Raw genomic sequence first — 25,044 nt, forward strand, 5'->3', positions numbered from 1 at the left:
ATCCTATAACAACTCAACGTTAAAATATAATTAATTTCATTATCAGAAAATTACCTTTGTAAGGATTTTCATTTTGTAATACTAGAAAACTCAATAAAAAGCCTAATTTTAAACCAAAAAGGATACTTTGAAAAAGAACTTAAAAAAGGTAGTACGAATTTTACTTTGGATAATTGGTTCCATCGTGCTGACGTTTCTCCTTTTGGTAGTTTTACTGCAAGTTCCTGCCGTACAAAATTTTGTCAAAGAAAAAGCAGTTTCTTACCTTGAAGAAAAAATTAAAACCAAAGTGTCCATCGACCGAATCGAAATCGGTTTACCCAAAAACGTCATTGTAGAAGGAATTTATTTTCAAGACCAACAAAAAGATACGCTTTTGTTTGCCGAAAAAGTATTGGTCAACATCAGCTTATTCAAACTTATCAGCAGCAAAGTCGATATCGAAAATGTTGAACTTACCGGAATCGTAGCCAACATCAACAGAAATAGTGAAGGCGAATTCAACTTCGATTACATCATCAAAGCTTTCGCTTCCGAAGAACCCAAACCGGAATCAGAGCCAACCGAAATTTCGTTAGACAAAATCAACTTAAACAACATTCGTTTCACCTTCGATGACGCGTTAACGCAAAACGATTTCAAACTTAATCTAGGTCATTTCAACACCCGAATCAAAACTTTCGATTTAGAAAATCTCGATTTCGAAGTACCAAAAATTAAGATTGATGGCTTAACACTTCAATTAAAACAAGGAATCGCACAGGTTCTTCAAAACACAGAGGAAGTGGCAGAAGATGCCAGAAACGAACCTAACTTAAAATTAAAAATAGGCGAAGTCGATTTACGAAAAATCGACATTCGTTTTGAAAGTGAATCTAATCAATTGAAAACCGGATTAGCTTTTCAAAAATTAGTAGTCAACTTTAATGAAATTGATTTACAAAAACAATTCATCGATATCGCCTCATTGGATTTGAAACAAACCAAAGCTAACTTAGTTTTAGGAAAAATCGAAGAACAAGTAACCAAAGAACCATCGACTGAAACCGCGTCCAAGAATTGGAAATTTAAACTCGACAAAATTTTAGTTGAAAAATTAGATTTTCAATTCGACGACGAAAAATCAGCACCAATCGCCAAAGGAATAGATTATAAACATCTTTACCTACAAAACCTAAACCTTGATGCTTCCAAACTAAGCTACGCCAACGAGAATATGGATGCAAACATTCATTCATTTCAAGTAAACGACAAAAGCGGTCTGGAAATTCAATCCTTTTCAACCGATTTCAAGATGACTCCAACCGGTATTTCGCTTGAAAAATTAGATATAAAAACACCGCAAACCGAAATTAAAAATAGGTTAGTTTTAGGTTTTTCATCACTGGAATCAATGGGTGAAAATCCCGGAGAAATTGCCATCAATGCAAGGCTTTTACAAACCAAAATAGCCTTTCAGGATGTGTTGCTTTTTGCTCCGCAATTGGCTCAGGATAATCCGTTTAAAAGTCATCCAAACGCCATTGTGCTATTAAATACAGAACTTTCAGGAAAATTGGATAATCTTCAAATTCCATTTTTTGAAATCAGCGGAATTGGTCAAACCAATGCTTCACTTTCCGGTAGAATCGTTGGTTTACCCGATATTGAAAAAACGTATTTTGATCTTGCGATTAATCAATTTCAATCTACTTCAAAAGATGTGTTGACATTCGTTCCACCAAATACAATTCCATCGAATATCCAGCTTCCCTCAACATTTAATCTTAATGGAAATTTCAAAGGATTAATCAATGATTTTGCCACCAATTTGAATTTGAAAAGCAGTTTTGGCGATGCAAAAGTGGTCGCTCTTTTTGATCAATCCCAAAAAGGAAACGAAAAATATGATGCTCAAATTGACTTGACAGAATTTGATTTAGGTAAATTAATTAAAAACGATTCCATAGGAAAATTAACTTTAAAAGCGGATGTAAAAGGTACTGGTTTTGAACCAAAATCAGCTTCTGTCGATGCTGATTTAGAAGTGATTAAAGCGACTTACAATTCCTACACTTACCAAAATGTTTCATTAAATGGAGCAATTCAAAATGGCAATTTTGAAATCACAACCGCAAGTCAAGATCCAAACGTCACGTTTGACGGAATTGCTTCAGGAAGTTTCAAAACTGAATATCCAACAGGAAAATTGAAGTTGAATTTAGAAATGGTTGATTTGGAAAAACTCAATTTTATGGAAAAACCTTTCCGATTTAAAGGAATTGTTGAAGCCGATATGACATCCACCGACATTGATTTTCTGAATGGTGACGTGGTTTTGCACGAATTTATTGTAGCCAATGAAAAAGAACAATTTGTGCTCGATTCAATCAAAATTTCGGCTGAATCAACCGCTGAAACTAATAGTGTAAAACTGGAATCTCAATTTGTAGATGCTGCCATTTTAGGAAAATATAAACTATCCAAAATTGGAGAATCACTGTCCAATTCAATTCGGAAATATTATAATTCATCGGAAACGACATCCGTAAAAAATACAGAAGAACAACATTTTGCTTTTAATGTTGAGGTAAAAAATACACCAATACTTCAAAAAATTGTTCCGGATTTAATCAGTTTAGAACCGATTTCGATCGATGGAAGATATAATACGGTGAATGATTCCATCATTATGAAAGGCAAAATTCCATTAGTAAAATATGAAAAAATCACAGTTTCCAATGCGGTAATCGATTTAAATACCGAAAAAAATGCCTTGGTTTATAAGTTAGAAGTTGATGACATCCAAAGTGAACAATTTCAAATTCCGCACACGATTGTTAGCGGAAAAGTTGAAAATAATGTGGTGAATTATGCTTTACTATTGCTCGATGCGAAAGACGAAGAACGTTATTATTTAGCCGGAACCTTAGCAGCAAAAAACGGTATCAACGAAGTGAGTTTAGATCCTGAAAAATTGATTTTAAATTACAACGAGTGGCAATTGGCGGCCGATAATCTCATTCGTTTTGGGCTACAAGGAGTTAATGCAACCAATTTTGAGTTGTCAAAAGGCGAGAATAAATTAACTGTTCAATCGGAAACCAGCAATATGAGTTCTCCAATTGCAATCGATTTTGAAAATTTTGAGATTGAAACTTTGACCAGTTTCGCTCAACATAGTCAGTTAGAAATGACCGGAAAAATCAAGGGAAATGCTAATGTTAGAGCTATCAATTCAACACCAATTTTCACATCCGATTTAACCATTGAAAATTTCACGTTCAAAAAAGATACAGTCGGTGATGTTAAACTGAAAGTGAACAATGAAACGGCTTCTACTTTCAACGCAGAAGTTTCCATTACAAGCCAAGATAACAAAGTGGATTTGAATGGTTTTTACCGCACGAGTGACAGTAGTTTTGATATGAAATTAGCCATCGACCGATTGAATTTAAAAAGTATTCAAGGTTTCACCATGGGTAATTTGACCAACAGCACCGGTTTTTTCACCGGAAATTTTGACATTTCAGGAACAGTTGATAAACCCAATGTAGTGGGAACGTTAGATTTTAATGAAATCGGATTTAAAGTGACTTCACTCAATTCGAGTTTTAAATCCATTAATGATCAAATCAAATTTACAGGAGAAGCCATTGTATTTGACAATTTTGGAATTAAAGATGAAAAAGACAATGATTTGAATATCAACGGAAGAATTTTAACTTCCACTTTTCAAGATTTTCAATTTGATTTAGCCGTTGCTGCCGATAATTTTAAAGCTATCAATTCAACTGCCAAAGACAGTGATTTATATTATGGTGAATTGTATATCGACACAAAATTAGATATTAAAGGCGATTTGAATAGTCCGGTTGTAAATGGAAATTTAAAAGTAAATAAAGACACAAAATTTACAGTTGTTTTGCCACAATCGGATCCATCTATTGCCGATCGTGAAGGAATTGTGGAGTTTATCGATCCAAATACAGTCAAACTATTTGAAGATACGTTGACGTTGAAAGATTCACTCAACACGACTGATATTCGTGGAGTTTTAGCTTCAGTCAATATCGAAATTGATAAAGAAGCCGAGTTTTCCATCATCATCGACAAAGCCAACGGAGATTTCTTACGATTGAAAGGTGAAGCTCAATTGAGTGGCGGAATTGATCCTTCCGGAAAAACAACCTTGACCGGACGATATGAATTTACCGAAGGTAGTTATGAAATGAACTTCAATTTAATCAAACGAAAATTTGAAATAAAAAACGGAAGTTATATTCTTTGGACGGGTGAACCAACTTCCGCCAATATCAGTATTACGGCTGTTTATAAAACCGAAACTTCTCCATTGGATTTGGTTAGTGATCAATTGGGAGCGGTTTCAGCTGATGTGCGAACTCGCTATTTGCAACGCATCCCATTTGAAACAGAATTGATTATGACCGGGGATTTAATGAAACCTGATATTACTTTTGATATTGTTTTACCTGATGGAAATAATAGTGTTTCTGCGGATATTATCAACATGACTCAACCTAAATTATCCCAATTGCGTCAACAACCGGATGAGTTAAACAAACAAGTTTTTGCGTTGTTATTATTGAATCGATTTGTGAGCGAAACCACTTTCGCATCATCGGGCGGACCATCGGCGGAGTCATTAGCAAGAGATAGTGCCAGTAAAATTTTATCGCAACAACTTAACAATTTGGCGGGCGACTTAATTAAAGGTGTCGAAATGGAATTCGATTTAGATTCTTCCGATGATTTTACAACTGGACAAAGAGAAACCAGAACGGATTTGAATGTAGCTCTTTCCAAAAAATTATTAGACGATCGTTTGAAAATTACCGTTGGAAGCAGTTTTGGATTAGAAGGTCCGCAACAAGAAAACCAAGATGCAACAAACATTGCCGGTGATATTGCGGCTGAATATCAATTGTCTAAAGATGGTCGTTATCGTGTTAAAGCCTATCGAAAAAACCTCTACCAAGTAGCTTTGTTAGGTGAAGTGGTAGAAACCGGTGTGGCATTTATCATCACGATTGACTACAATAAATTCAGAGAAATTTTCAGCAAGAAAAAAGAAGAGAATTCAAAAAAGTAATTTATGAAAAAGTTGAATAATCTATATATTTTTTCCATTATTGCATTTCTTGCTTCTTGCAGTAACACACGTTTTTTGCCGGAAGGGGAATTATTATACACCGGAGCAAAAGTAAAAGTAGAGGGTGACAGTCTCTCCAAAAGCGAAAAAAAAGATTTAAAAACGCAGTTGAATGAATTACCCCGCCCAAAACCCAATTCTTCTATATTAGGGTTAAAACCGAAATTATATTTTTATAACCTCGCTGGCGAACCCAAAAAGGAAAAAGGATTTCGTCATTGGTTGAGAAATACGGTTGGAGAAGCACCGGTTTTATTTAGTCAAGTGGATCGACAATATAACCAAGATGTATTGCAAAATTATGTTGAAAATAGTGGTTATTTCAATGCTGAAACAAAATCTGATTCGACTAGAAGAAATAAAAAAGCAAGTGTAGTTTATACCGTCAAACCCAAAAAGCAATATAGTATTAGAAATGTAACTTTTCCGGATGATTCTACTCAGCTGGCAAAAGATATTCGTGAATCAACTCGAAGAAGTCGCTTACGTCCTAAGCAAGGTTATAGTTTAGAAGCCATAAAAGAAGAGCGAATTCGTATTGATTCTCGCTTAAAAGAAAAAGGATATTATTATTTCAATGCGGATTATTTATTAATTCAAGCCGACACAACTGTGGCTCCACATCAAGTGGATTTGGTTGTGAAAATTAAAAATGAAACACCCGCTTTGGCTAAGAAGCAATTTCGTATCAAAGATATTGTGGTTTATCCAAATTATACAATTCAAAATGACAGTATTCGAATAGCTTCCGATTCCAAAGTTCAATACAAAGATTTTACGATTATAGATCCCGAGAATCTATTCAAGCCCCAAATTTTTGATCGCACTTTGTATTTTAAAAAGAATGATTTATACAACCGAACAGATCATAATTTATCACTAAATAGATTGGTTAGCATGGGAACTTTTAAGTTTGTAAAAAATGAATTTAAAGTGGCTGATACCACCGGAAATTATTTGAATGCTTATTATTACTTAACACCAATGCCAAAAAAATCCATTCGAATGGAACTGTTAGCAAAAACCAACTCGGCTAATTATACGGGAACAGAATTAAATATTAATTGGAGTAATCGAAATACGTTTAAAGGTGCTGAATTGCTTACCATTTCTGCTTTTGGTGGAATGGAAGTACAGGTTTCAGGACAAAATAATGGTTTTAATGTTTATGGGGTTGGAACCGAAGCCAGTTTAGTTTGGCCAAGAATAATCGCTCCGTTTAAGTTTGAATCAGCTAGTGGTTTTGTTCCAAGAACTAAAGCTACTATTGGGTATGAATTTCAACAACGCAGTAAATTATATTCGCTTCAAACTTTCAAAGGTTCTTTTGGTTATTTATGGAAAGAAAATGAACGAAAAGAGCACCAATTGACGCTGTCTGAAATCACGTATACGAGTCCGCAAAATGTAACGCAATTGTATCAAGATCAAATTGCTATTAATCCAACTTTGGAGCGAATTATTGAAAAGCAATTAATTTTCGGACCAACCTACTCGTACACGTATACCAACACGATGCAGCGAAGAAGAAAAAGCACATTTTACTATAAAGGAAGTGTCGATTTTTCTGGAAACATAACAGGATTGTTAACTGGAGCTGATGTTAAAAATGACAAACAGGTTGAAATTTTTAGTGTTCCATTTAGTCAATTTGTGAAAATTGAAAATGAATTTCGTCATTACTTAAAGTTGGGAAAAGAATCGCAATTGGCAAGTCGATTCATTGTTGGAGCCGGATTTGCCTATGGAAATTCAGAGGAAATGCCATTTATTAAACAGTTTTTTATCGGTGGAACCAATAGTATTCGGGCGTTCAGAGCTCGTTCGATCGGACCGGGAACATACGACAACACGCTTAATGCCGGTGTTTTTTTGCCAGATGAATCAGGTGATGTTAAATTGGAATTTAATACCGAATACCGTGCTCAGATCTATAAATTTTTAAAAGGAGCCGTGTTTATTGATGCCGGAAATATTTGGTTGATGAATGATAACCCAAATAAACCAGGTTCTAAGTTTTCAAAGGATTTTATGAACGAACTTGCCGTTGGAACTGGTGTTGGACTTCGGTTTGATTTTTCATTTTTAGTTTTGCGAACCGACTTTGCGTTTCCTATAAGAAAGCCTTATTTGCCGGATGGTCAACGTTGGGTTTTGGATGATATAAATTTTGGAAGCGGAAGTTGGCGAAAAGAGAATCTAATATTCAATTTAGCGATTGGTTATCCGTTTTAATTTCAGTTTTAGCTTAATTTTAGGAGTTATTCTTTTCAATTTTATGTATTTTTAAAAAAAAATAAATTATGATACGACCAATTATTTTACTGATACTTTTTACACTATCCAGTTGTAAAGCCCAAGAAAAAGCAAATGATATTGTTCTTCAGCCGGAAGAAATAAATTATACTTTTGAAACAGTTGCGGCCGATATTGATATTCCTTGGGGAATGACTTGGCTTCCGGATGGTTCAATGTTAGTTACGGAAAGATCAGGTGCAATTTACCACATTAAAGACAAAACAAAAAAGGAAATTTCAAATGTTCCTACAGTTGTGGCTAGAGGTCAAGGCGGTTTGTTAGATATTGCAGTTCATCCCAATTATGCTCAAAACGGTTGGATTTACATCACATACTCTTCGGATGAAGGCGAAGAAAAAGGAGCTCATACACAACTTATTCGAGCTAAATTAGAAGGACAAAGTCTCACTCAAATCCAAGCGCTTTATAAAGCCACGCCAAACACTACTAAAGGACATCATTTTGGTTCTCGAATTGCTTTTGATAATGATGGATTTGTCTATTTTACAATTGGAGATAGAGGAAATCATCCTGAAAATCCACAAGATATAAAAAGAGATGGTGGAAAAGTATATCGTTTGCACGACGATGGAAAAATACCAGTTGATAATCCTTTTGTGGGTCAACAAGGAGCAAAAGAAGCCGTTTATTCATTTGGTCACCGCAATCCGCAAGGAATGGCAAAACATCCTGTTTCTGGAAAAATTTGGACTCATGAACACGGTCCAAAAGGCGGTGATGAAATCAATATTGTCAAAAAAGCAGCCAATTATGGTTGGCCAGTCATTACTTACGGAATAGATTATGATGGTTCAACGATATCAACACTTACCGAGAAAGAAGGAATGGAACAACCCATTTATTACTGGCTTCCGTCTATCGCACCAAGTGGAATGGTATTTGTTGTAGGCGAGCGTTATCCAACTTGGAAGGGACATTTATTAGTTGGTTCTTTAGTTTTTCAATATTTGGAATTGGTAAAATTAGATGGCGAAAAAGTGATTGGTCGTCAAAAAGTTGCGACAGATATTGGTCGTTTACGTGATGTAAAACAGGGTCCGGACGGCTATATTTATATGGCTGTGGAAGGAAAAGGAATCATTAAAATTGTACCAAAAGGATAATGAAAGTATTTTTTATTCTAACTTTATTGGTGATGGGAAGTTTATTTTCTTCAGAGAAAAAAACTTCTTACGAACCAATTGTTCCAACAAACAATGAGTTAGCAAATAGTATCCAACGCGGTAAAGAAGTATACGCCGATTTTTGCATTCAATGCCATCTAGCAAACGGAAAAGGGAACGAGTCCATTCCACCTTTGGCAGGTTCAGATTGGTTGGTAAATAAACGAAAAGAAAGTATTCACGCCGTTAAATTCGGTCAATCTGGTCCAATAAAAGTAAATGGAAAAAATTACAATGGCAGAATGTCTCCGATGGGTTTATCCGATGAAGAAGTCGCCGATGTAATGAATTATATTATGAATTCTTGGGGAAATAAGCAATCCAAAATGGTGACGGTTTCTGAAGTGAAAGCGGTGAAAAAGTAGCTAGTTAAATTGATAATTCAAACTCATCCCACCATAATAATTTCTTGGATTTCCTGGGTAAAAATACCTCGGAGCTGCATTCCCAAAACCTACAGCATTTGGTAAAACGCTCGCCGCATATTTTTTATCTAAACTATTTTGAACACCAAATTGAAGGTTTACGTTGATATTTTTCCAAATTGAAAAAGTATAATTTGTGTTGATGTCTAACAATTGATAAGGTTGCGAAGAAAGCGAATTGGAATCATTTAAAAACATTTTGCCAACTGTGCGATACGATGTTGAAAAAGTGAATGATTTTGCCGTAAAATCCAAACCAAAATTCCATTGAAATTCCGGCACACTTGGCAATTGATTTCCAGAGAAATCGTTGTCATTATCAATAAAATCTACAAATTCAAAATGATTTAAACTTCCTGATACATAGGAATTTAATTGAATTTTTTCGGTTGAAATTAATTTGCCATTAATCATAAATTCAATTCCTTGATGAAGACTTTCTCCGGCATTAATTCCAACATATTGATCTTCGGCAACTCGTCTGGCAACCAATAGATTTTTAATGGTTGTTGCATAAAGATTTACTTCCGTATAAATTTTATTCTTCAAAAAGTTTCCTTTAAATCCAATTTCATAATTGATACCGATTTCCGGTAAAATGTCCGGATTCAATTGACCTTCGGGCGTTAATGTTTCGGCAACAGTTGGATGTGAAAATCCTTTACTAACCGAAAAATAGAGATTTTTTCCTTTCGAAAATTCATATGATAAACCAATTCTTGGCGACAAAATGGCATCAAAGGAATAGTTTTCTTTCGTGTTTTCATCTGTCTGAAAATCATCTTTTTGAGTATAATTCGTTTGATTGAAAGCAATTCCTGACTCTAAATTCAATTTTTTGGTCAATTGCATTTCCATCTGCCAAAACAAGTTGATGTAATTTCTGTTCTGACTAGCATCACTAAATTTGTCACCTTGAATACTTCCTTGTCCAGGTTGGGTTTGGTATTCATTTTCATACAATGAAAAAGCATATTTTTCACGCAGTAACTCGGTTCCAACGCTCATTTTTGTTGGTATAGAGAAAAGTTTATCGGAGTAATTCAATTTACTTCGTAAACCAAAATTCACGATATTATCTTCTAAAATGTCAAATGGTCTCGGTTCGTATGCTTCTTTAAAATTAGAAAAAACCGTTGAATTCCAATTCCATTTTTGTGAAAATTGATGATCGTAACCAATTCCGAGAAGCAATTTGTCATACGATTCATAACCGCGAGCCGCAGCCCAATTGGCAGCTGCAATTTCAGGAGAATTTTCAAAATCAGTCTGATTTATCGAACTTGGAATAAATGCTTTCAATCGAGTCGCAATAGCAATAAAATTCAATTTTCCTTTTTCCGAAAGTTGATGCTTTCCAAATAAATTAATCGATTGTCTATCGTAACTACTATTTGCTCTAAAACCTTCGTTTTGCAAATTACTGTAATTGGCATATAAATTTGTTTTGGAATTTGACATTTGACCGGAAATCGAATTTTTGTACAAACCAAAACTACCAACCGTTGTCGCCGATTTAACAAACGAATTTTCTTCCGAAGATTGATTTCCTAGCAAATGAATCACTCCACCCAAACCCGCACCAAAACTACTGGAATTTGGTCCTTTGATGATTTCAATTTTATTCAACACACTCAAATCAATATCTTCCAAAGTTGTTTCACCTTCTCCCGTGGATAGCGGAATTTCTTCAAAATAGGCTTTCACTCGGTTGGTGCTAAATTGCGAACGGGCTCCAATACCGCGAATCGTAATTCGATTTGTATTTAATGCTCCTTGTTGCATATAAACGCCTGTCGTTTTATTCAGAAGCGGAGTTAAAATCACGCCATCCGTTTGACTGATTTCCTTGGCAGAAATAAGAGCAACCGACGAAGCCGATTTTTGCATCGTGTTTTTTATTGGCGAACCAATCAAAATCACTTCAGAAAGAGCAGTTGTGTCTTTTATCGTTTGTGTTTTCCCTTCTAAAAACATCAGAAAAAGAAATCCGAAAAGTAATAAGGAAGTTGTTGATTTTCGCAAGGAATAATTTTTACGGTTAAAATTAGGGTTTTCTTTCCACTAAGCCAAAGATGTTGCTGTCCTTAACTTTTTCTTTTCATTTTATCAGTCCAAATGATGTACTTTTGCCGTCGAAATTACGAATTATGAATCTTCAAACATATACCAAAGAATTCAACTACAATATGCGATTGGCTTATCCCATCATCATTGGAATGTTGGGTCACACGGTCGTTGGTATTGTGGATAATGCGATGGTGGGTCAACTCGGGCCAAAAGAACTGGCAGCTGTTTCGTTGGGAAATAGTTTTATTTTTATTGCGATGTCGTTGGGAATTGGTTTTTCCACCGCCATTACGCCAATTGTAGCCGAAGCTGATGGAGAAAATTCGATTGAAAAGGGGAGAAGTGCTTTTCATAACGGTTTGTTTTTGTGCACATTATTGGGTGTGATTTTGTTTCTTCTCATCTTTTTTGCCAAACCCGTAATTAGTTTTATGGGACAGCCGGAAGAGGTGGTGAATTTGGCCAAACCGTATTTGGATATTGTGGCTTTTTCACTCATTCCGTTGATTATGTTTCAAGCTTACAAGCAGTTTGCTGATGGAAAAAGCGAAACAAAATATTCGATGTGGGCAACGATTATTGGTAATATTGTGAATGTTATCATCAATTATTTTTTGATTTTTGGAATATGGATTTTCCCCGAAATGGGAATAGTTGGCGCGGCCATCGGAACGATTACTTCGCGAATTGTAATGTTGGCTTTTATGCATTATGTGATGGTTAAAAAACCAAAATTTCATCCGTATTTTGAAAAATTCAGTTGGGATGAAATTTCTAAATCGATGATTAAAAAAATTGTTAATTTAGGAACGCCATCAGCAATGCAAATGTTTTTTGAAGTGGCGTTGTTCACCGGAGCAATTTGGCTTAGTGGAATGATTGGTACAACCAGTCAGGCTGCGAATCAAATTGCGTTGAGTTTAGCCTCGTTAACGTTTATGTTTGCAATGGGATTGAGTGTGACGGCTATGATTCGAGTTGGAAATCAAAAAGGATTACAAGATTATACGAAGCTAAGAGTGGTGGCCATTTCCATTTTTTTATTGGCTACGCTTTTAGAAATTTTATTTGCATTGATTTTTGTCGTTTTCCATAAAGTTTTACCGTTACCATTTTTAGATTTGGAACAAGCTGTTTATTTGAAAGACAATTTGGAAGTCGTTGCAATAGCTTCCAATTTATTGTTAGTGGCGGCTTTATTTCAAATTTCTGATGGATTGCAAGTGGTAGTTTTAGGAGCTTTACGCGGATTGCAAGATGTGAAAATACCGATGTATATTACCTTTGTGGCGTATTGGATTATTGGTTTTCCTATTTCAATTTATTTAGGATTATATACCGAACTGAAAGCAATTGGTATCTGGATTGGTTTACTGGCCGGACTAACCGTAGCCGCTTTATTCTTGTTTTATCGATTTAACTTATTAACAAAAAAATTAATTAATCAACAAAATATATAATGGAAATTAAACCAAAATTCGGATTTGATAAACTTCTTTTCGGAATGAAACAAAAGGATGTAGAAGCCATTTACGGCAAAGCCAATCATTCTTTTATTGATGAAGAGGATAATATGGTTTTGATGTATAATGCTTTGAAAGCTCGCTTAACTTTTTATGCAGAAGAAGATTTTAAGTTAGGTTACATTATTATTTCAAACCCGAATGCGATTTTATTTGATGAAAAAATCATCGGTCAAAACGCCAATGAATCCAAAGAATATTTATCTAAAAAAGGATTAAAATCATTTGAAGTGGAATCATTTGATTCTTTCTCAAATTTATTCAATGAAGACTTTTGGACGATTCTACAAACTGAATTTGATGAAGTCATCAAAGTAGAAATTGGTGCAATTATCAAAAATCAGGATGAATTTGATTGGAAGTTTTAAGCATAAAAAAACCAACTTGAGAAAGTTGGTTTTTTTGTATTTTATATTTTGATTTACACATGCAACGCCCGATTATCCGTAGCCGCCAAAGCCGCTTCTTTAACCGCTTCTGCAAACGTTGGATGAGCATGACTCATTCTTGAAATATCTTCGGCACTGGCTCTAAATTCCATTGCGGTAACGGCTTCAGCAATTAAATCGGCACAACGTGGACCAATCATATGAACACCTAAAACTTCATCGGTTTTGGTATCGGCTAAGATTTTTACAAATCCATCTGTGTCGCCACCAGCTCTTGCTCTTCCTAGTGCTTTGAATGGGAAACTTCCCGATTTGAAGGCAACGCCTTCTTCTTTTAATTGCTCTTCTGTTTTTCCAACAGCGGCAACTTCCGGCCAAGTGTAAACCACACCCGGAATCAAATTATAATCGATGTGTGGTTTTTGTCCGGCTAAAATTTCGGCAACCATAACACCTTCTTCTTCGGCTTTGTGAGCTAACATCGCACCACGAACCACATCGCCAATTGCATAAATGTTTGAGACTGATGTTTGCAAATGATCGTTCACTTCAATCTGACCTCTATCGGTTACTTTTACACCGGCTTTATCGGCATTCAAACCATCTGTATAAGGTCTTCTTCCCACAGAAACTAAACAATAATCACCTTCTAAAGATAAAATTTCTCCTTTTGGCGTTTCGGCTTCCACAGTAACAGCTTTCCCTTTTCGGTTAACCGATTTTACTTTGTGAGAAGTATAAAATTTCATGCCTTGTTTTTTCAACACTTTGGTCAATTCTTTCGATAACGAAGCATCCATTCCAGGAATAATTCTATCCATGAATTCCACTACAGAAACTTGTGCTCCTAAACGAAGATAAACTTGACCTAATTCAATTCCGATTACTCCACCGCCAATAATGACTAAATGTTTCGGAACTTCTTTTAATTTCAAGGCTTCCGTAGAAGTAATTAGGCGATCTTTATCTAAGGTAATAAATGGCAAATTCGATGGTTTTGAACCCGTTGCAATGATAGAATATTTGGCTTCAATAGTTTCAGAAGAACCATCGTTTTTGGTCACTTTCACGTGTGTAGCATCTTCAAATGAACCAATTCCTTCAAAAACGGTAATTTTATTTTTATCCATCAAAAACTTAATTCCGCCGGTAGTTTGATCCACCACAGCTTGTTTTCGACCAATCATTTTTTCAAGATTTAATTTCACTTTTCCCACCTCGATACCATGCTCTTCAAAATGAGCTACCGCATCGTGATAATGATGAGATGATGCAAGTAAAGCTTTAGAAGGAATACAGCCGACATTTAGACAAGTTCCACCTAAAACCGAATATTTTTCGATAATAGCCGTTTTAAATCCTAATTGTGCACAACGGATGGCTGCAACATATCCGCCAGGTCCTGAACCGATAATGGCCACGTCAAATTGACTCATATATTTTTATTTAGTAATTGAAAATCAGTTAAACGATTGCAAAATTACGAAAGTTTTAGAGTACTTTAAAGCATTAACTTATTAAACTTTAGCCAATTTATTGCGGATGAATCAACTATTTGTCAATGTTCTGAAAATCAACAGCTAATAAAGAAAACGTTTTCGTAGATTTATTGAAAATCTGATATTTATCAGGTTTTTTTTGAATGATAAATCGGAAATTTGATACATAAGATAAATGAAATTACAATCTTAAATATCCATATTATGAAAAACATTAAAGTCATTCAGGAACTACACGATTTAGGCATAACGGGCTATCACGAAGTGGTTTATAACCCTTCTTATGAGGAATTGTTTCAAGCCGAGACATCTCACATGCGAAAAGGATATGAAAAAGGGGCGTTAACCGATACAGGAGCAGTGGCCGTGAAAACAGGAGTATTTACCGGACGTTCTCCCAAAGATAGATATATTGTTAAAGATGAAGTTACAAAAGACACGATCTATTGGGATGAAAAAGTGAATTTTCCAACAACTCAAGTAGTTTATAGTGAATTGAAATCCTTGGTTTTGAAACAACTTTCTACATCCAAAAAATTATATGTGGTAGATGCGTTTTGTGGAACCAATCCTGACACAAGATTAAAAGTTCGTTTTGTGATGGAAGTGGCATGGCAAGCTCATTTTGTAACCAATATGTTTATTCGCCCATCCATTTACGAATTGGAAAACTTTGGTGAACCCGATTTTATTGTGATGAATGGTTCTAAAACCACTAATCCGAACTGGGCAGCACACGGGTTAAATTCTGAGAATTTTGTGGTGTTCAATTTAACCGAAAAAATTCAAATTATTGGGGGAACATGGTATGGTGGCGAAATGAAAAAAGGAATGTTTGCCATGATGAACTATTATCTTCCATTAAAAGGAATGGCTTCCATGCATTGTTCTGCTAATGTTGGTGAAGAAGGAGATGTTGCTGTTTTCTTCGGATTATCAGGAACAGGAAAAACCACTTTGTCTGCCGATCCTAAACGTTATTTAATAGGTGATGATGAACACGGTTGGGATAATAATGGTGTTTTTAATTATGAAGGCGGATGTTATGCCAAAGTAATTGATTTAAGCGAAGAAAACGAACCCGACATTTGGAGAGCCATCAAACGAGATGCTTTATTAGAGAATGTGGTGGTAAACGAATATGGTGAAGTAGATTATTACGATCATTCAATCACTGAAAATTCAAGGGTTTCCTATCCAATTTATCATATCAACAAAATAGTTCTTCCTTCCAAAGCGGGTCACGCTAAGAAAATTATTTATTTATCTGCCGATGCATTTGGAGTGTTGCCTCCTGTTTCTATCTTAGATGAAGACCAAGCACAATATCATTTCTTGTGTGGTTATACGTCAAAATTGGCAGGGACAGAAAGAGGAATTACTTCACCGGAACCATCGTTTTCTCCAGCTTTTGGTGAAGCGTTCTTAACCTTACATCCAACGATGTATTCTAAAACATTAATTGGAAAAATGAAAGAACACGGAGCAAAAGCCTATTTAGTGAACACAGGTTGGAACGGAACCGGAAAACGAATTTCTTTGAAAAATACGCGTGCCATCATAGATGCCATCATCAGTGGTGAAATTGATCAAATGGAAACCAAACACATTCCGTTCTTGAATTTAACTATTCCGGTTGAACTACCAAATGTTGACAAAGCAATCTTGGATCCAAGAGATACTTACAAAACTGAGGAGGAATGGGAAGTGAAAGCTAAAGATCTGGCTGCTCGATACATCAAAAATTTTGAACAATATACGAACACAGAGGACGGGAAACGTTTGGTTTATGCCGGACCTACCTTGGAAACTGTTTTAGTGTAGCTCAATTCAACCCTTAATTATTCAAAACCCGACACTATTTATGTCGGGTTTTGTGCATAAATAACTTAAAATTAATTCTTCTACTCTTATAAATCACAAATAAGTAATACCTTTGCAGGCTATTAAAAAAATAATGAGATTACATAGAAATTTAGTTTATACCACCATTGACTCGTTGAATGCCATATTCAATGAAGGCGAATATGCCGACAAAGTGGTGGCAAGAGCTTTAAAAAAGGACAAACGTTGGGGAAGTTCCGATAGAAAGTTTGTGGCTGAAACCATCTACGAAATTGTGAGATGGAAACGTTTGTACGCCGAAATTGCCGAAGTAAAAGAACCATACGATCGTGATGATTTATGGCGAATGTTCGCCGCTTGGGCTGTTCTTCGTGGTTATACCATTCCTGATTGGAGACAATTGGAAGGAACACCACAACGCAAAATCAAAGGACGTTTTGACGAATTATCTAAAACTAGAAAATACCGTGAATCTATTCCTGATTGGATGGATGAGTTGGGCGTAAAAGAATTAGGCGAAGAACTTTGGTCTAAAGAAATTGCCGCTCAAAACCAACAAGCTCAGGTGATTTTACGTGTAAATACATTAAAAACAACCAGACAGAAATTACACGCTATTTTGATGGATTTAAACATCGAAACAGAATTTTTAAAAGACCAACCGGATGCTTTAGTGTTGAAAGAAAGAGCAAATGTTTTTTTAACTGATGCTTTTAAAGATGGTTTTTTTGAAGTTCAAGATGCTAATTCACAGTTGGTTGCTGCCTTTTTAGATGTTAAGCCTGGAATGAAAGTTGTTGATACGTGTGCCGGTGCAGGTGGAAAAACATTACACATGGCTTCTTTAATGGAAAACAAAGGTTTGTTGATTGCAATGGATTTATATGAAAGTAAATTAAAGCAATTGAAACTTCGTGCCAAACGAAATGGTGCTTTCAATATCGAATATCGCATTATTGATTCCACGAAAGTGATTAAAAAATTATACGACAAAGCAGACCGAGTTTTAATTGATGCTCCATGTAGCGGTTTAGGTGTTTTGAAAAGAAATCCTGACAGTAAATGGAAATTACAACCTGAATTTATTGATAATATTCGCAAAGTTCAAGCCGAAGTTTTAGAAAATTATTCCAGAATAGTAAAACCCGGCGGAAAGCTTGTTTATGCTACATGCTCAATCTTACCATCTGAAAATCAGGAACAAGTAAAGCATTTTTTAACAACCGAAAACGGAAAAAACTTTACCTTTGTACAAGATAAAAAAATTCTAGCCTCAGAATCTGGTTTTGATGGGTTTTATATGGCCTTATTGGAACGAAAATTATAATTAATATGAAATTGAAAATCACCCTTTTATTTATTTTTTCAACTTTAGTTGCATTTGCTCAACCTCCAGCGGGATATTACAATACGGCAACTGGAACAGGTTTTACTTTAAAGACACAACTCTTTAACATTATTAAAGATCATAATGATCAAGGTTATAATGCGATTGATAATTTTTTTCCTATTGCTGATCTAGATATTTATTATGAAAATGACAATACTATTTTAGACGTTTATTCTGAAAATCCAAATGGTACCGATCCTTATAATTTTTTTGTATTTAATACTTGTGGAAATTATAATGGTGAAGGCGATTGTTATAATAAAGAACACATTATTCCTCAATCTGTTTTCAGTTCAAATACACCCATGCGTGGTGATGCGCATCATTTGTTACCAACCGATGGTCGTGTAAATGGCTTTAGAGGTAGTTATCCTTTTGGAATTGTAGGTTCAAATTTGATTTCTCAATCCGGAATTTCTAATCCAACTCAAAATGGTTCAAAGGCTGGGAATAATATTAACACAGGAGTAGCATCGGGTTTTAGCGGAGTGGTTTTTGAGCCAATAGACGAATTCAAAGGAGATATTGCCAGAATTCATTTTTATTTTGTTACACGTTATCAAAATTTAATTTCAAATTGGTCATCTTATGCTATGTTTGATGGAAGTTCAAACAAAGTTATTTCATCTCCTTTTTTAGATATTCTTTATTCATGGCATATTAATGATCCTGTTTCTCAAAAGGAAATTGATAGAAATAATACTATTTATCAATACCAAGGTAATAGAAACCCATTTATAGATAATCCACAATGGGTGGAAGTTATTTGGGGAAATTCGCTTTCTGTTCCTGTTTCAGCCACTCAGTTTAATTTGACAATTTATCCAAATCCGTCGAATTCTAATCGAATTCATATAGAATCGGATTCTATTTTAGATGAAATTCAATTGATTACAATCAATGGACAAGTGATGCAACTAATTCAAAATCCATCTCAACAGAATAATACCTATACGATTGAAAATATATCTTCTGGGTTTTATTTCTTAAAAATTACTTCAGATAATCAATCGGTGACTAAAAAAGTTATTATAAACTAATTGAAGATTCATAGTTTAATCTAAAAACTCCAAAGAAATTTGGAGTTTTTTTTTAATAAAAAAACCACGCTTTTTCAAACGTGGCCTTTAATCAACAACTAAACTAAAAATTTTTAGAAACAGTAACTGTTTTCAGCTACTAATTTCGTGGTAATCGTTTCTCTTAAGCCTACAATGTTTGGCATATTGGTGTATTTTGTAAAGCGACGTAATCCCATCAACATCATGCGTTGCTCATCACCTTCGGCAAACGAAATGATGCTTTCTTTTCCTTTTTGAGATACTACATCAACAGCTTTATACAAATATAATTTGGCCATTGCAATTTGTTCTTTCGCTTTGTCTTCGCCAACTTTTTTAGCTAATTTTTCAGTTCGCAGAACGGTACTTTCGGCTACATAAATTTCGATTAACATATCCGCAGCAGCCATTAACAATTGCTGGTGAGCATCCAAATCCATTCCGTATTTTTGAACGGCAGCTCCGGCAACCATTAAGAACGCTTTTTTCAATTTGCCAACCATTTCTTTTTCCTCCGAAAATAATTCTGAATAGTCTGGTGTATCAAACGATGGAATCCCCATTAAATCTTCCTGAACTTTCATTGCCGGGCCTAATAAATCAACGTGACCTTTCATTGCTTTTTTAATCAGCATTCCAACAGAAAGCATACGATTAATTTCGTTTGTACCTTCATAAATTCTGGCAATTCGCGCATCTCTCCAAGCACTTTCCATCGGAGTATCTTCGGAGAATCCCATACCACCATAAATTTGAATTCCTTCATCGGCACAATTTTGAACATCTTCTGAAACCGCAACTTTTAATATGGAACATTCGATAGCAAATTCTTCCACACCTTTTAATTCGGCTTCTTGATGCGTTGCACCTTCTGCTTCACGAAGTTTAATTCTGTTTTCGATGTCTTTTGCAGCACGATAGGTGGCACTTTCTCCCGCATAAGCAGAAGTGGCCATTTCAGCTAATTTGTAACGAATGGCTCCAAATTGTGCGATTGGTGTGTTAAACTGAATTCTTTCATTGGCATAGTTGATTGCATTGGAAGTTACACGACGTTGAGCATCCAAACACGCGGCTGCCAATTTAATTCGACCAACATTCAATGCATTCATCGCTATTTTGAAACCTTCACCACGTGCGGCCAACATATTTTCAACCGGAACTTTTGTGTCCGAAAAGAAAACTTGTCGAGTAGAAGAAGCACGAATTCCTAATTTGTGTTCTTCTTCGTTCATCGTAATTCCGTTGGACAGATCATTTTCTACAATGAAACCGGTAATATTTTTATCATCTTCAATTCTTGCAAATACGATGAAAACCGAACAAAATCCCGCATTGGAAATCCACATTTTTTGTCCGGTAATGTTATAGTGCGTTCCGTCTGCTGACAAAACAGCTTTTGTTTTTCCTGAATTGGCATCAGATCCAGCACCCGGTTCGGTTAAGCAATAGGCTCCAAACCATTCACCTGAAGCTAATTTTGGTACGTATTTTTGTTTTTGTTCTTCGGTTCCGTATAAGGTAATTGGCATCGTTCCAATTCCTGTGTGAGCACCAAAAGCAGTTGAAAATGAACCGGTTGCACCCGAAATGTAATCGCATACTAAACACGTATCAACAAATCCCATTCCCATTCCGCCATAGGATTCCGGAACAGCAACACTCAAAAATCCCATTTCTCCTGCTTTACGCATTACTTCTTCGGTAAATGCATAATCTTTCTTTTCGAATCGGTCTTTGTTGGGCCAAATTTCTTTGTCTACAAATTCTTTTACCGAATCACGCATCATGATTTGCTCTTCTGAGAAATCTTCGGGCGTGAATACATTTTCACATTTGGTTTCTTTTACCAAAAACTGTCCGCCTCTTGTTATGTTTTCCATAATTAATTTTTAATCTTTAATATTTTTGGAACACAGATTTAAAAAATCAGAGAAATTTTTAAAATTTTATAAATTTCTTAAATCTGTGTTCCTTTATCTTTTAGTTATAGCAATTCAAAAATCCCCGCAGAACCTTGTCCGGTTCCCACACACATACTAACAATACCATATTTACTTCCACGTAAACGCATCTCGTCAAATAACTGAACAGACAATTTCGCACCTGTACAACCCAATGGATGTCCTAAGGCAATCGCTCCACCATTCACGTTCACGATATCAGGATTTAAGCCTAATTCACGAACTACGGCTATTGATTGGGAAGCAAAGGCTTCGTTTAATTCGATTAAGTCAATATCATTTAATGTCAAACCTGCTTGTTTCAATGCTTTCGGAATTGCTTTTACCGGACCGATTCCCATGATTCTTGGTTCAACTCCGGCAGATGCAAAATTGACTAATCGTGCGATGGGTTTTATTCCTAATTCGTTGACTAATTCTTCACTCATAATTAAAACAAATGCAGCACCATCACTCATTTGCGATGAATTTCCGGCTGTTACAGAACCATCAGCAGCAAATACGGGTTTTAGTTTTGATAAGGCTGCTACGTTTGTATCTGCTCTTGGCCCTTCGTCTTTTTTTACGACATAGGATTTTGTTTCTTTTTTACCGTTTTCATTAAGGAACGTTTGTTCTACGGTAATTGGAACGATTTGTTTGTCAAATTTTCCTTCTGCTTGAGCTTTTAAAGCTTTTTGGTGGGAATGAAAGGCAAATTCATCTTGGTCTTCTCGGGAAACATTGAATTGCTTGGCCACAGCTTCCGCAGTTAAACCCATTCCCCAATAGTAATCTTCATTTCCGGCTGCAGCAACGGCATAATCCGGGGTTGGTTTGTAGCCACCCATTGGTATAAAACTCATGCTTTCGGCTCCGCCTGCAATAATACAATCGGCCATTCCGGATTGAATTTTGGCAGTTGCCATTCCAATCGTTTCTAAACCGGAAGCACAATATCGATTCACGGTTACACCTGGAACATCGGTTACTTTTAATCCCATTAAGGAAATTAAGCGACCTACGTTTAAGCCTTGTTCGGCTTCGGGCATTGCGTTGCCTACCATGACGTCGTCAATGCGTTTTTTGTCGAAATCGGGTAGTTCATTCATCATAAATTGAATGGTTTCTGCCGCTAATTCATCTGGTCTTTTAAAACGGAATAGTCCTTTTGGTGCTTTTCCGACTGCGGTTCTATACGCTTTTACTATGTATGCTGTTTTCATTTGTTTATATTTTTTGAACGAAGAATTATAAAATTTAAAAAATTTCTATAATTTTTTAAATCTGTGTTCCATCATTTATGATTAGTTACGTAATGGTTTTCCTTTGGTCAGCATAAATTGAATGCGTTCTAATGTTTTTCGTTCTGTACATAACGATAAAAACGCTTCTCTTTCAATATCCAACAAATACTGTTCACTTACCAATGTAGGTTCAGATAAATCCCCACCCGCCATCACATACGCTAATTTGTTGGCAATTTTTCTATCGTGTTCCGAAATGTATTTTCCGGCTTGCATTTGGTCGGTTCCCACTAAGAACATTCCCAACGCTTGCTTTCCTAATACTTTTATGTCTTTTCGTTGGATAGGTTGTGTGTAACCTTGTTCTGCCATTTGTAACGCGACTTGTTTAGCCACCGCAATTTGACGATCACGATTAACGACCACAATGTCTTTTCCTTGTTGAAGAATGCCTAAATCAAAAGCTTCATAAGCAGAAGTGGCTACTTTTGCCATTCCGATAGTTAGGAAATACTCTTGCAGCACATTTAATTCCACATCATTTTTATGAAATAAATCGGAGGCACGAACGGTCATTTCTTTAGAACCACCACCGCCGGGAATAACTCCAACACCAAATTCTACTAAACCAATATAGGTTTCTGCAGCTGCAACCACTCGGTCGGCGTGCATACTCATTTCGCAACCACCACCAAGTGTCATTCCGTGAGGAGCAACGATCACAGGAATTGAGGAGTAACGACAACGCATCATGGTGTCTTGAAACATTTTGATGGCCATATTTAATTCATCGTATTCTTGTTCCACAGCCATCATAAAAATCATACCGATGTTGGCTCCTACAGAAAAATTAGTTCCTTGGTTTCCAATGACTAATCCGCTGTATTCATTTTCGGCTAAATCGATTGCTTTATTAATGCCTTGTAAAACACCACCACCAATCGTATTCATCTTGGAATGGAATTCTAAATTCAAAATACCATCACCTAAATGATGAATCGTTGCATCAGAATTACCCCAAACTTTATGACTTTCTCTAATATTATTTAAGATGATAAATGCATCTTGACCCGGAATTTTCTCCTGTGATTTTGTTGGAATATTGTAAAAATAAGTCGCTCCGTTTTTCACTGTATAAAAAGAAGCGTTTTCGGAAGTAACCATTTCAGCCACCCACGCTGCCGGTTGATAACCTTCGGCACGCATCATTTCAATTCCTTTGGCAACACCGATGCTGTCCCAAATTTCGAAAGGACCATTTTCCCAGCCGAAACCGGCTTTCATTGCATCATCAATTTTATATAATTCGTCTGAGATTTCAGGAATTCTGTTGGAACAATACGCAAACATAGCCGCAAAATTCTTTCTGTAAAAATCACCGGCTTTGTCTTTTCCTTTTACTAAAACACGAAAACGATCAATAGGTTTATCAATAGTTTTAGTTAATTCTAACGTCGCGAATGATGCTTTTTTTGCTGCTCTATATTCAAGCGTATCTAAATCTAAGGATAAAATTTCTTTGCCTTCTTTTTTATAAAATCCTTGTCCGGTTTTGCTTCCCAACCATTTGTTTTCCATCATTTTATCAATGAAAGAAGGTAATTTGAATAAATCGTGAGCTTCGTCATTCTGACAGTTTTCGTGAATTCCGTTTGCCACGTGAACCAACGTATCCAAACCAACCACATCAACCGTTCTAAACGTAGCTGATTTTGGTCTTCCAATAACAGGTCCGGTTAATTTATCAACTTCTTCAATGGTTAGGCCCATTTCTTTCACTTGGTGAAAAAGACTCATGATGCCGAAAATTCCAATTCTGTTACCAATGAAGGCCGGAGTATCTTTGGCTACAACCGAAGTTTTTCCTAAAAATTGTGAACCGTAATTAGTTAAGAAATCTAAAACGGTTTGACTTGTTTTTGGACCCGGAATGATTTCAAACAACTTTAAATAACGAGCAGGATTGAAGAAGTGCGTTCCGCAGAAATGTTGTTGAAAATCTTCCGTTCTGCCTTCGCTCATAAATTGTATCGGAATTCCGGATGTATTGGAAGTGACTAATGTTCCGACTTTTCTATATTTATCAACTTGTTCGAAAACGACTTTTTTGATATCTAATCTTTCCACCACCACTTCGATAATCCAATCGACCGAAGCGATTTTTGGCATATCATCTGTAGTGTTTCCGGTCGTAATTCGGTTAGCAAATTTCTGACTGTAAATAGGTGAGGGGTTCGATTTTAAAGCATTAGCCAGACTTTCATTCACAATGCGATTGCGAACTGCTTTGCTTTCTAACGTGAGTCCTTTCTTTTCTTCGGTTTCGGTCAGTGCGTTTGGAATAATATCCAACAAAAGCACTTCTACACCAATGTTTGCAAAATGACAAGCGATACCGGAGCCCATGATTCCGGAACCGATGACAGCCACTTTCTTGATAGTTCTTTTCATTTTTATAATCTTATTGCGGTTTGCTTGTTTCCGCTGGTTTTAGTTTGTTTTATTTTTTGAACACAGATTTGAAAAATTATAAAAATCTAACTGCCAATATCTGTTTTCTATTTTCTTTTCTCTATTTTCTTATCAAAAGATCTTCTTCTCATTAATCAATTCCGTAATCACATCGGCGACTTCGATAAAATTTTTCAATTTATCTTCGGAAACGTTTTGACGAATAACTTCATTAAATTTCAATACCGTATTTCGCGATAATTCTCTTTTTTCTTTGCCTAAATCGGTAAGGTAGATTAAAACGCCTCGACCGTCATCGGGATTTTTTTTTCGAATGATTAATCCTTTTTCTTCTAATGTTTTGAGTGTTCTTGTTAAGCTAGTCGCCTCCATTCCCATTCGATTACTGATGTAGGAGGAAGGCGTTCCTTCTTCCTTATCAATGCTGAGCAACGCAAAGCCGATGGCCATTGAACCGTCAAATTTAGAAGCTTCTTCGTTGTACATTCTGGCGACTGATTGCCAAGTTGCCCGAAGGATATAATCTATTGTTTTATCTTTCATAGT

Annotated in this window: 15 protein-coding genes; 9 read left to right on the forward strand and 6 right to left on the reverse strand. The window is 35.8% G+C overall.

All coding sequences use genetic code 11. The annotated features are described in order from the left end of the window. Window positions 1–127 precede the first annotated feature (127 nt). The 4 genes from B0I10_RS05155 (at window position 128) to B0I10_RS05170 (ending at window position 8,999) form a co-directional block, all read left to right on the forward strand. Entirely contained in the window at window positions 128–5,092 is a 4,965-nt protein-coding gene (locus B0I10_RS05155; RefSeq protein WP_112085429.1) for a translocation/assembly module TamB domain-containing protein, read from the forward strand. 3 nt (window positions 5,093–5,095) lie between these two features. Continuing rightward, window positions 5,096–7,387 (forward strand): translocation and assembly module lipoprotein TamL, encoded by a 2,292-nt coding sequence (gene tamL / locus B0I10_RS05160; RefSeq protein ID WP_112085430.1) that lies wholly within the window; start codon window positions 5,096–5,098, stop codon window positions 7,385–7,387. A gap of 68 nt (window positions 7,388–7,455) precedes the next feature. Continuing rightward, window positions 7,456–8,574 carry a PQQ-dependent sugar dehydrogenase gene (locus tag B0I10_RS05165; protein WP_112085431.1) on the forward strand — a complete coding sequence of 373 codons (1,119 nt, stop codon included), beginning with the start codon at window positions 7,456–7,458 and terminating at the stop codon, window positions 8,572–8,574. Then, a complete protein-coding gene (locus tag B0I10_RS05170; protein ID WP_112085432.1) occupies window positions 8,574–8,999 on the forward strand; it encodes a c-type cytochrome in 426 nt (141 codons plus the stop codon). Before B0I10_RS05165 ends, B0I10_RS05170 begins: the two co-directional genes overlap by 1 nt. Here the strand turns inward: B0I10_RS05170 and B0I10_RS05175 are convergent, their stop codons facing one another. Continuing rightward, on the reverse strand, window positions 9,000–11,084 hold the full coding sequence (locus B0I10_RS05175; protein ID WP_245942951.1) for a TonB-dependent receptor: 2,085 nt from the start codon (window positions 11,082–11,084) through the stop codon (window positions 9,000–9,002). 125 nt (window positions 11,085–11,209) lie between these two features. On the opposite strand from B0I10_RS05175, the gene B0I10_RS05180 reads away from it, so the two are divergent. Beyond that, window positions 11,210–12,589, forward strand: a complete 1,380-nt coding sequence (locus tag B0I10_RS05180) for an MATE family efflux transporter (RefSeq protein ID WP_112085576.1) — start codon at window positions 11,210–11,212, stop codon at window positions 12,587–12,589. Next, window positions 12,589–13,020, forward strand: a complete 432-nt coding sequence (locus B0I10_RS05185; protein WP_112085434.1) for a hypothetical protein — start codon at window positions 12,589–12,591, stop codon at window positions 13,018–13,020. The genes B0I10_RS05180 and B0I10_RS05185 overlap by 1 nt, the downstream gene beginning before the upstream one ends. Window positions 13,021–13,073: 53 nt before the next feature. On the opposite strand, the gene lpdA is transcribed toward B0I10_RS05185, so the two are convergent. Next, window positions 13,074–14,477: a dihydrolipoyl dehydrogenase gene (gene lpdA, locus B0I10_RS05190; RefSeq protein WP_112085435.1), complete on the reverse strand. Its 1,404-nt coding sequence runs from the start codon at window positions 14,475–14,477 to the stop codon at window positions 13,074–13,076. A gap of 267 nt (window positions 14,478–14,744) precedes the next feature. Between lpdA and pckA the strand changes: the two genes are divergently transcribed. The 3 genes from pckA (at window position 14,745) to B0I10_RS05205 (ending at window position 18,815) form a co-directional block, all read left to right on the forward strand. Then, entirely contained in the window at window positions 14,745–16,364 is a 1,620-nt protein-coding gene (gene pckA, locus B0I10_RS05195) for a phosphoenolpyruvate carboxykinase (ATP) (protein ID WP_112085436.1), read from the forward strand. Between the two features lie 133 nt (window positions 16,365–16,497). After that, on the forward strand, window positions 16,498–17,712 hold the full coding sequence (locus B0I10_RS05200) for an RsmB/NOP family class I SAM-dependent RNA methyltransferase (protein WP_112085437.1): 1,215 nt from the start codon (window positions 16,498–16,500) through the stop codon (window positions 17,710–17,712). A gap of 5 nt (window positions 17,713–17,717) precedes the next feature. After that, window positions 17,718–18,815 carry an endonuclease gene (locus B0I10_RS05205; RefSeq protein ID WP_112085438.1) on the forward strand — a complete coding sequence of 366 codons (1,098 nt, stop codon included), beginning with the start codon at window positions 17,718–17,720 and terminating at the stop codon, window positions 18,813–18,815. Window positions 18,816–18,928: 113 nt separating this feature from the next. On the opposite strand, the gene B0I10_RS05210 is transcribed toward B0I10_RS05205, so the two are convergent. The 4 genes from B0I10_RS05210 to B0I10_RS05225 form a co-directional block, all read right to left on the reverse strand. Further along, window positions 18,929–20,719, reverse strand: coding sequence for an acyl-CoA dehydrogenase family protein (locus tag B0I10_RS05210; RefSeq protein ID WP_112085439.1), 1,791 nt, complete (start codon window positions 20,717–20,719; stop codon window positions 18,929–18,931). A gap of 104 nt (window positions 20,720–20,823) precedes the next feature. Then, complete coding sequence (locus B0I10_RS05215; protein ID WP_112085440.1) at window positions 20,824–22,005, reverse strand: acetyl-CoA C-acyltransferase; 1,182 nt, start codon at window positions 22,003–22,005, stop codon at window positions 20,824–20,826. Window positions 22,006–22,086: 81 nt separating this feature from the next. Continuing rightward, window positions 22,087–24,477: a 3-hydroxyacyl-CoA dehydrogenase/enoyl-CoA hydratase family protein gene (locus B0I10_RS05220; RefSeq protein ID WP_112085441.1), complete on the reverse strand. Its 2,391-nt coding sequence runs from the start codon at window positions 24,475–24,477 to the stop codon at window positions 22,087–22,089. Between the two features lie 132 nt (window positions 24,478–24,609). Continuing rightward, complete coding sequence (locus tag B0I10_RS05225; RefSeq protein ID WP_112085442.1) at window positions 24,610–25,041, reverse strand: MarR family winged helix-turn-helix transcriptional regulator; 432 nt, start codon at window positions 25,039–25,041, stop codon at window positions 24,610–24,612. Window positions 25,042–25,044: the final 3 nt, after the last annotated feature.

The organism is Flavobacterium lacus (genome assembly GCF_003268815.1).
GTDB classification, from domain to species: Bacteria; Bacteroidota; Bacteroidia; order Flavobacteriales; family Flavobacteriaceae; genus Flavobacterium; species Flavobacterium lacus.

Excerpts from the sequence above, each read along its gene's own strand:
- tamL (WP_112085430.1), top strand. The coding sequence starts at position 5,096 with ATGAAAAAGTTGAATAATCTATATATTTTTTCCATTATTGCATTTCTT.
- B0I10_RS05165 (WP_112085431.1), top strand. The coding sequence starts at position 7,456 with ATGATACGACCAATTATTTTACTGATACTTTTTACACTATCCAGTTGT.
- B0I10_RS05170 (WP_112085432.1), top strand. The coding sequence starts at position 8,574 with ATGAAAGTATTTTTTATTCTAACTTTATTGGTGATGGGAAGTTTATTT.
- B0I10_RS05180 (WP_112085576.1), top strand. The coding sequence starts at position 11,210 with ATGAATCTTCAAACATATACCAAAGAATTCAACTACAATATGCGATTG.
- B0I10_RS05185 (WP_112085434.1), top strand. The coding sequence starts at position 12,589 with ATGGAAATTAAACCAAAATTCGGATTTGATAAACTTCTTTTCGGAATG.
- lpdA (WP_112085435.1), bottom strand. The coding sequence starts at position 14,477 with ATGAGTCAATTTGACGTGGCCATTATCGGTTCAGGACCTGGCGGATAT.
- pckA (WP_112085436.1), top strand. The coding sequence starts at position 14,745 with ATGAAAAACATTAAAGTCATTCAGGAACTACACGATTTAGGCATAACG.
- B0I10_RS05200 (WP_112085437.1), top strand. The coding sequence starts at position 16,498 with ATGAGATTACATAGAAATTTAGTTTATACCACCATTGACTCGTTGAAT.
- B0I10_RS05205 (WP_112085438.1), top strand. The coding sequence starts at position 17,718 with ATGAAATTGAAAATCACCCTTTTATTTATTTTTTCAACTTTAGTTGCA.
- B0I10_RS05210 (WP_112085439.1), bottom strand. The coding sequence starts at position 20,719 with ATGGAAAACATAACAAGAGGCGGACAGTTTTTGGTAAAAGAAACCAAA.
- B0I10_RS05215 (WP_112085440.1), bottom strand. The coding sequence starts at position 22,005 with ATGAAAACAGCATACATAGTAAAAGCGTATAGAACCGCAGTCGGAAAA.
- B0I10_RS05220 (WP_112085441.1), bottom strand. The coding sequence starts at position 24,477 with ATGAAAAGAACTATCAAGAAAGTGGCTGTCATCGGTTCCGGAATCATG.
- B0I10_RS05225 (WP_112085442.1), bottom strand. The coding sequence starts at position 25,041 with ATGAAAGATAAAACAATAGATTATATCCTTCGGGCAACTTGGCAATCA.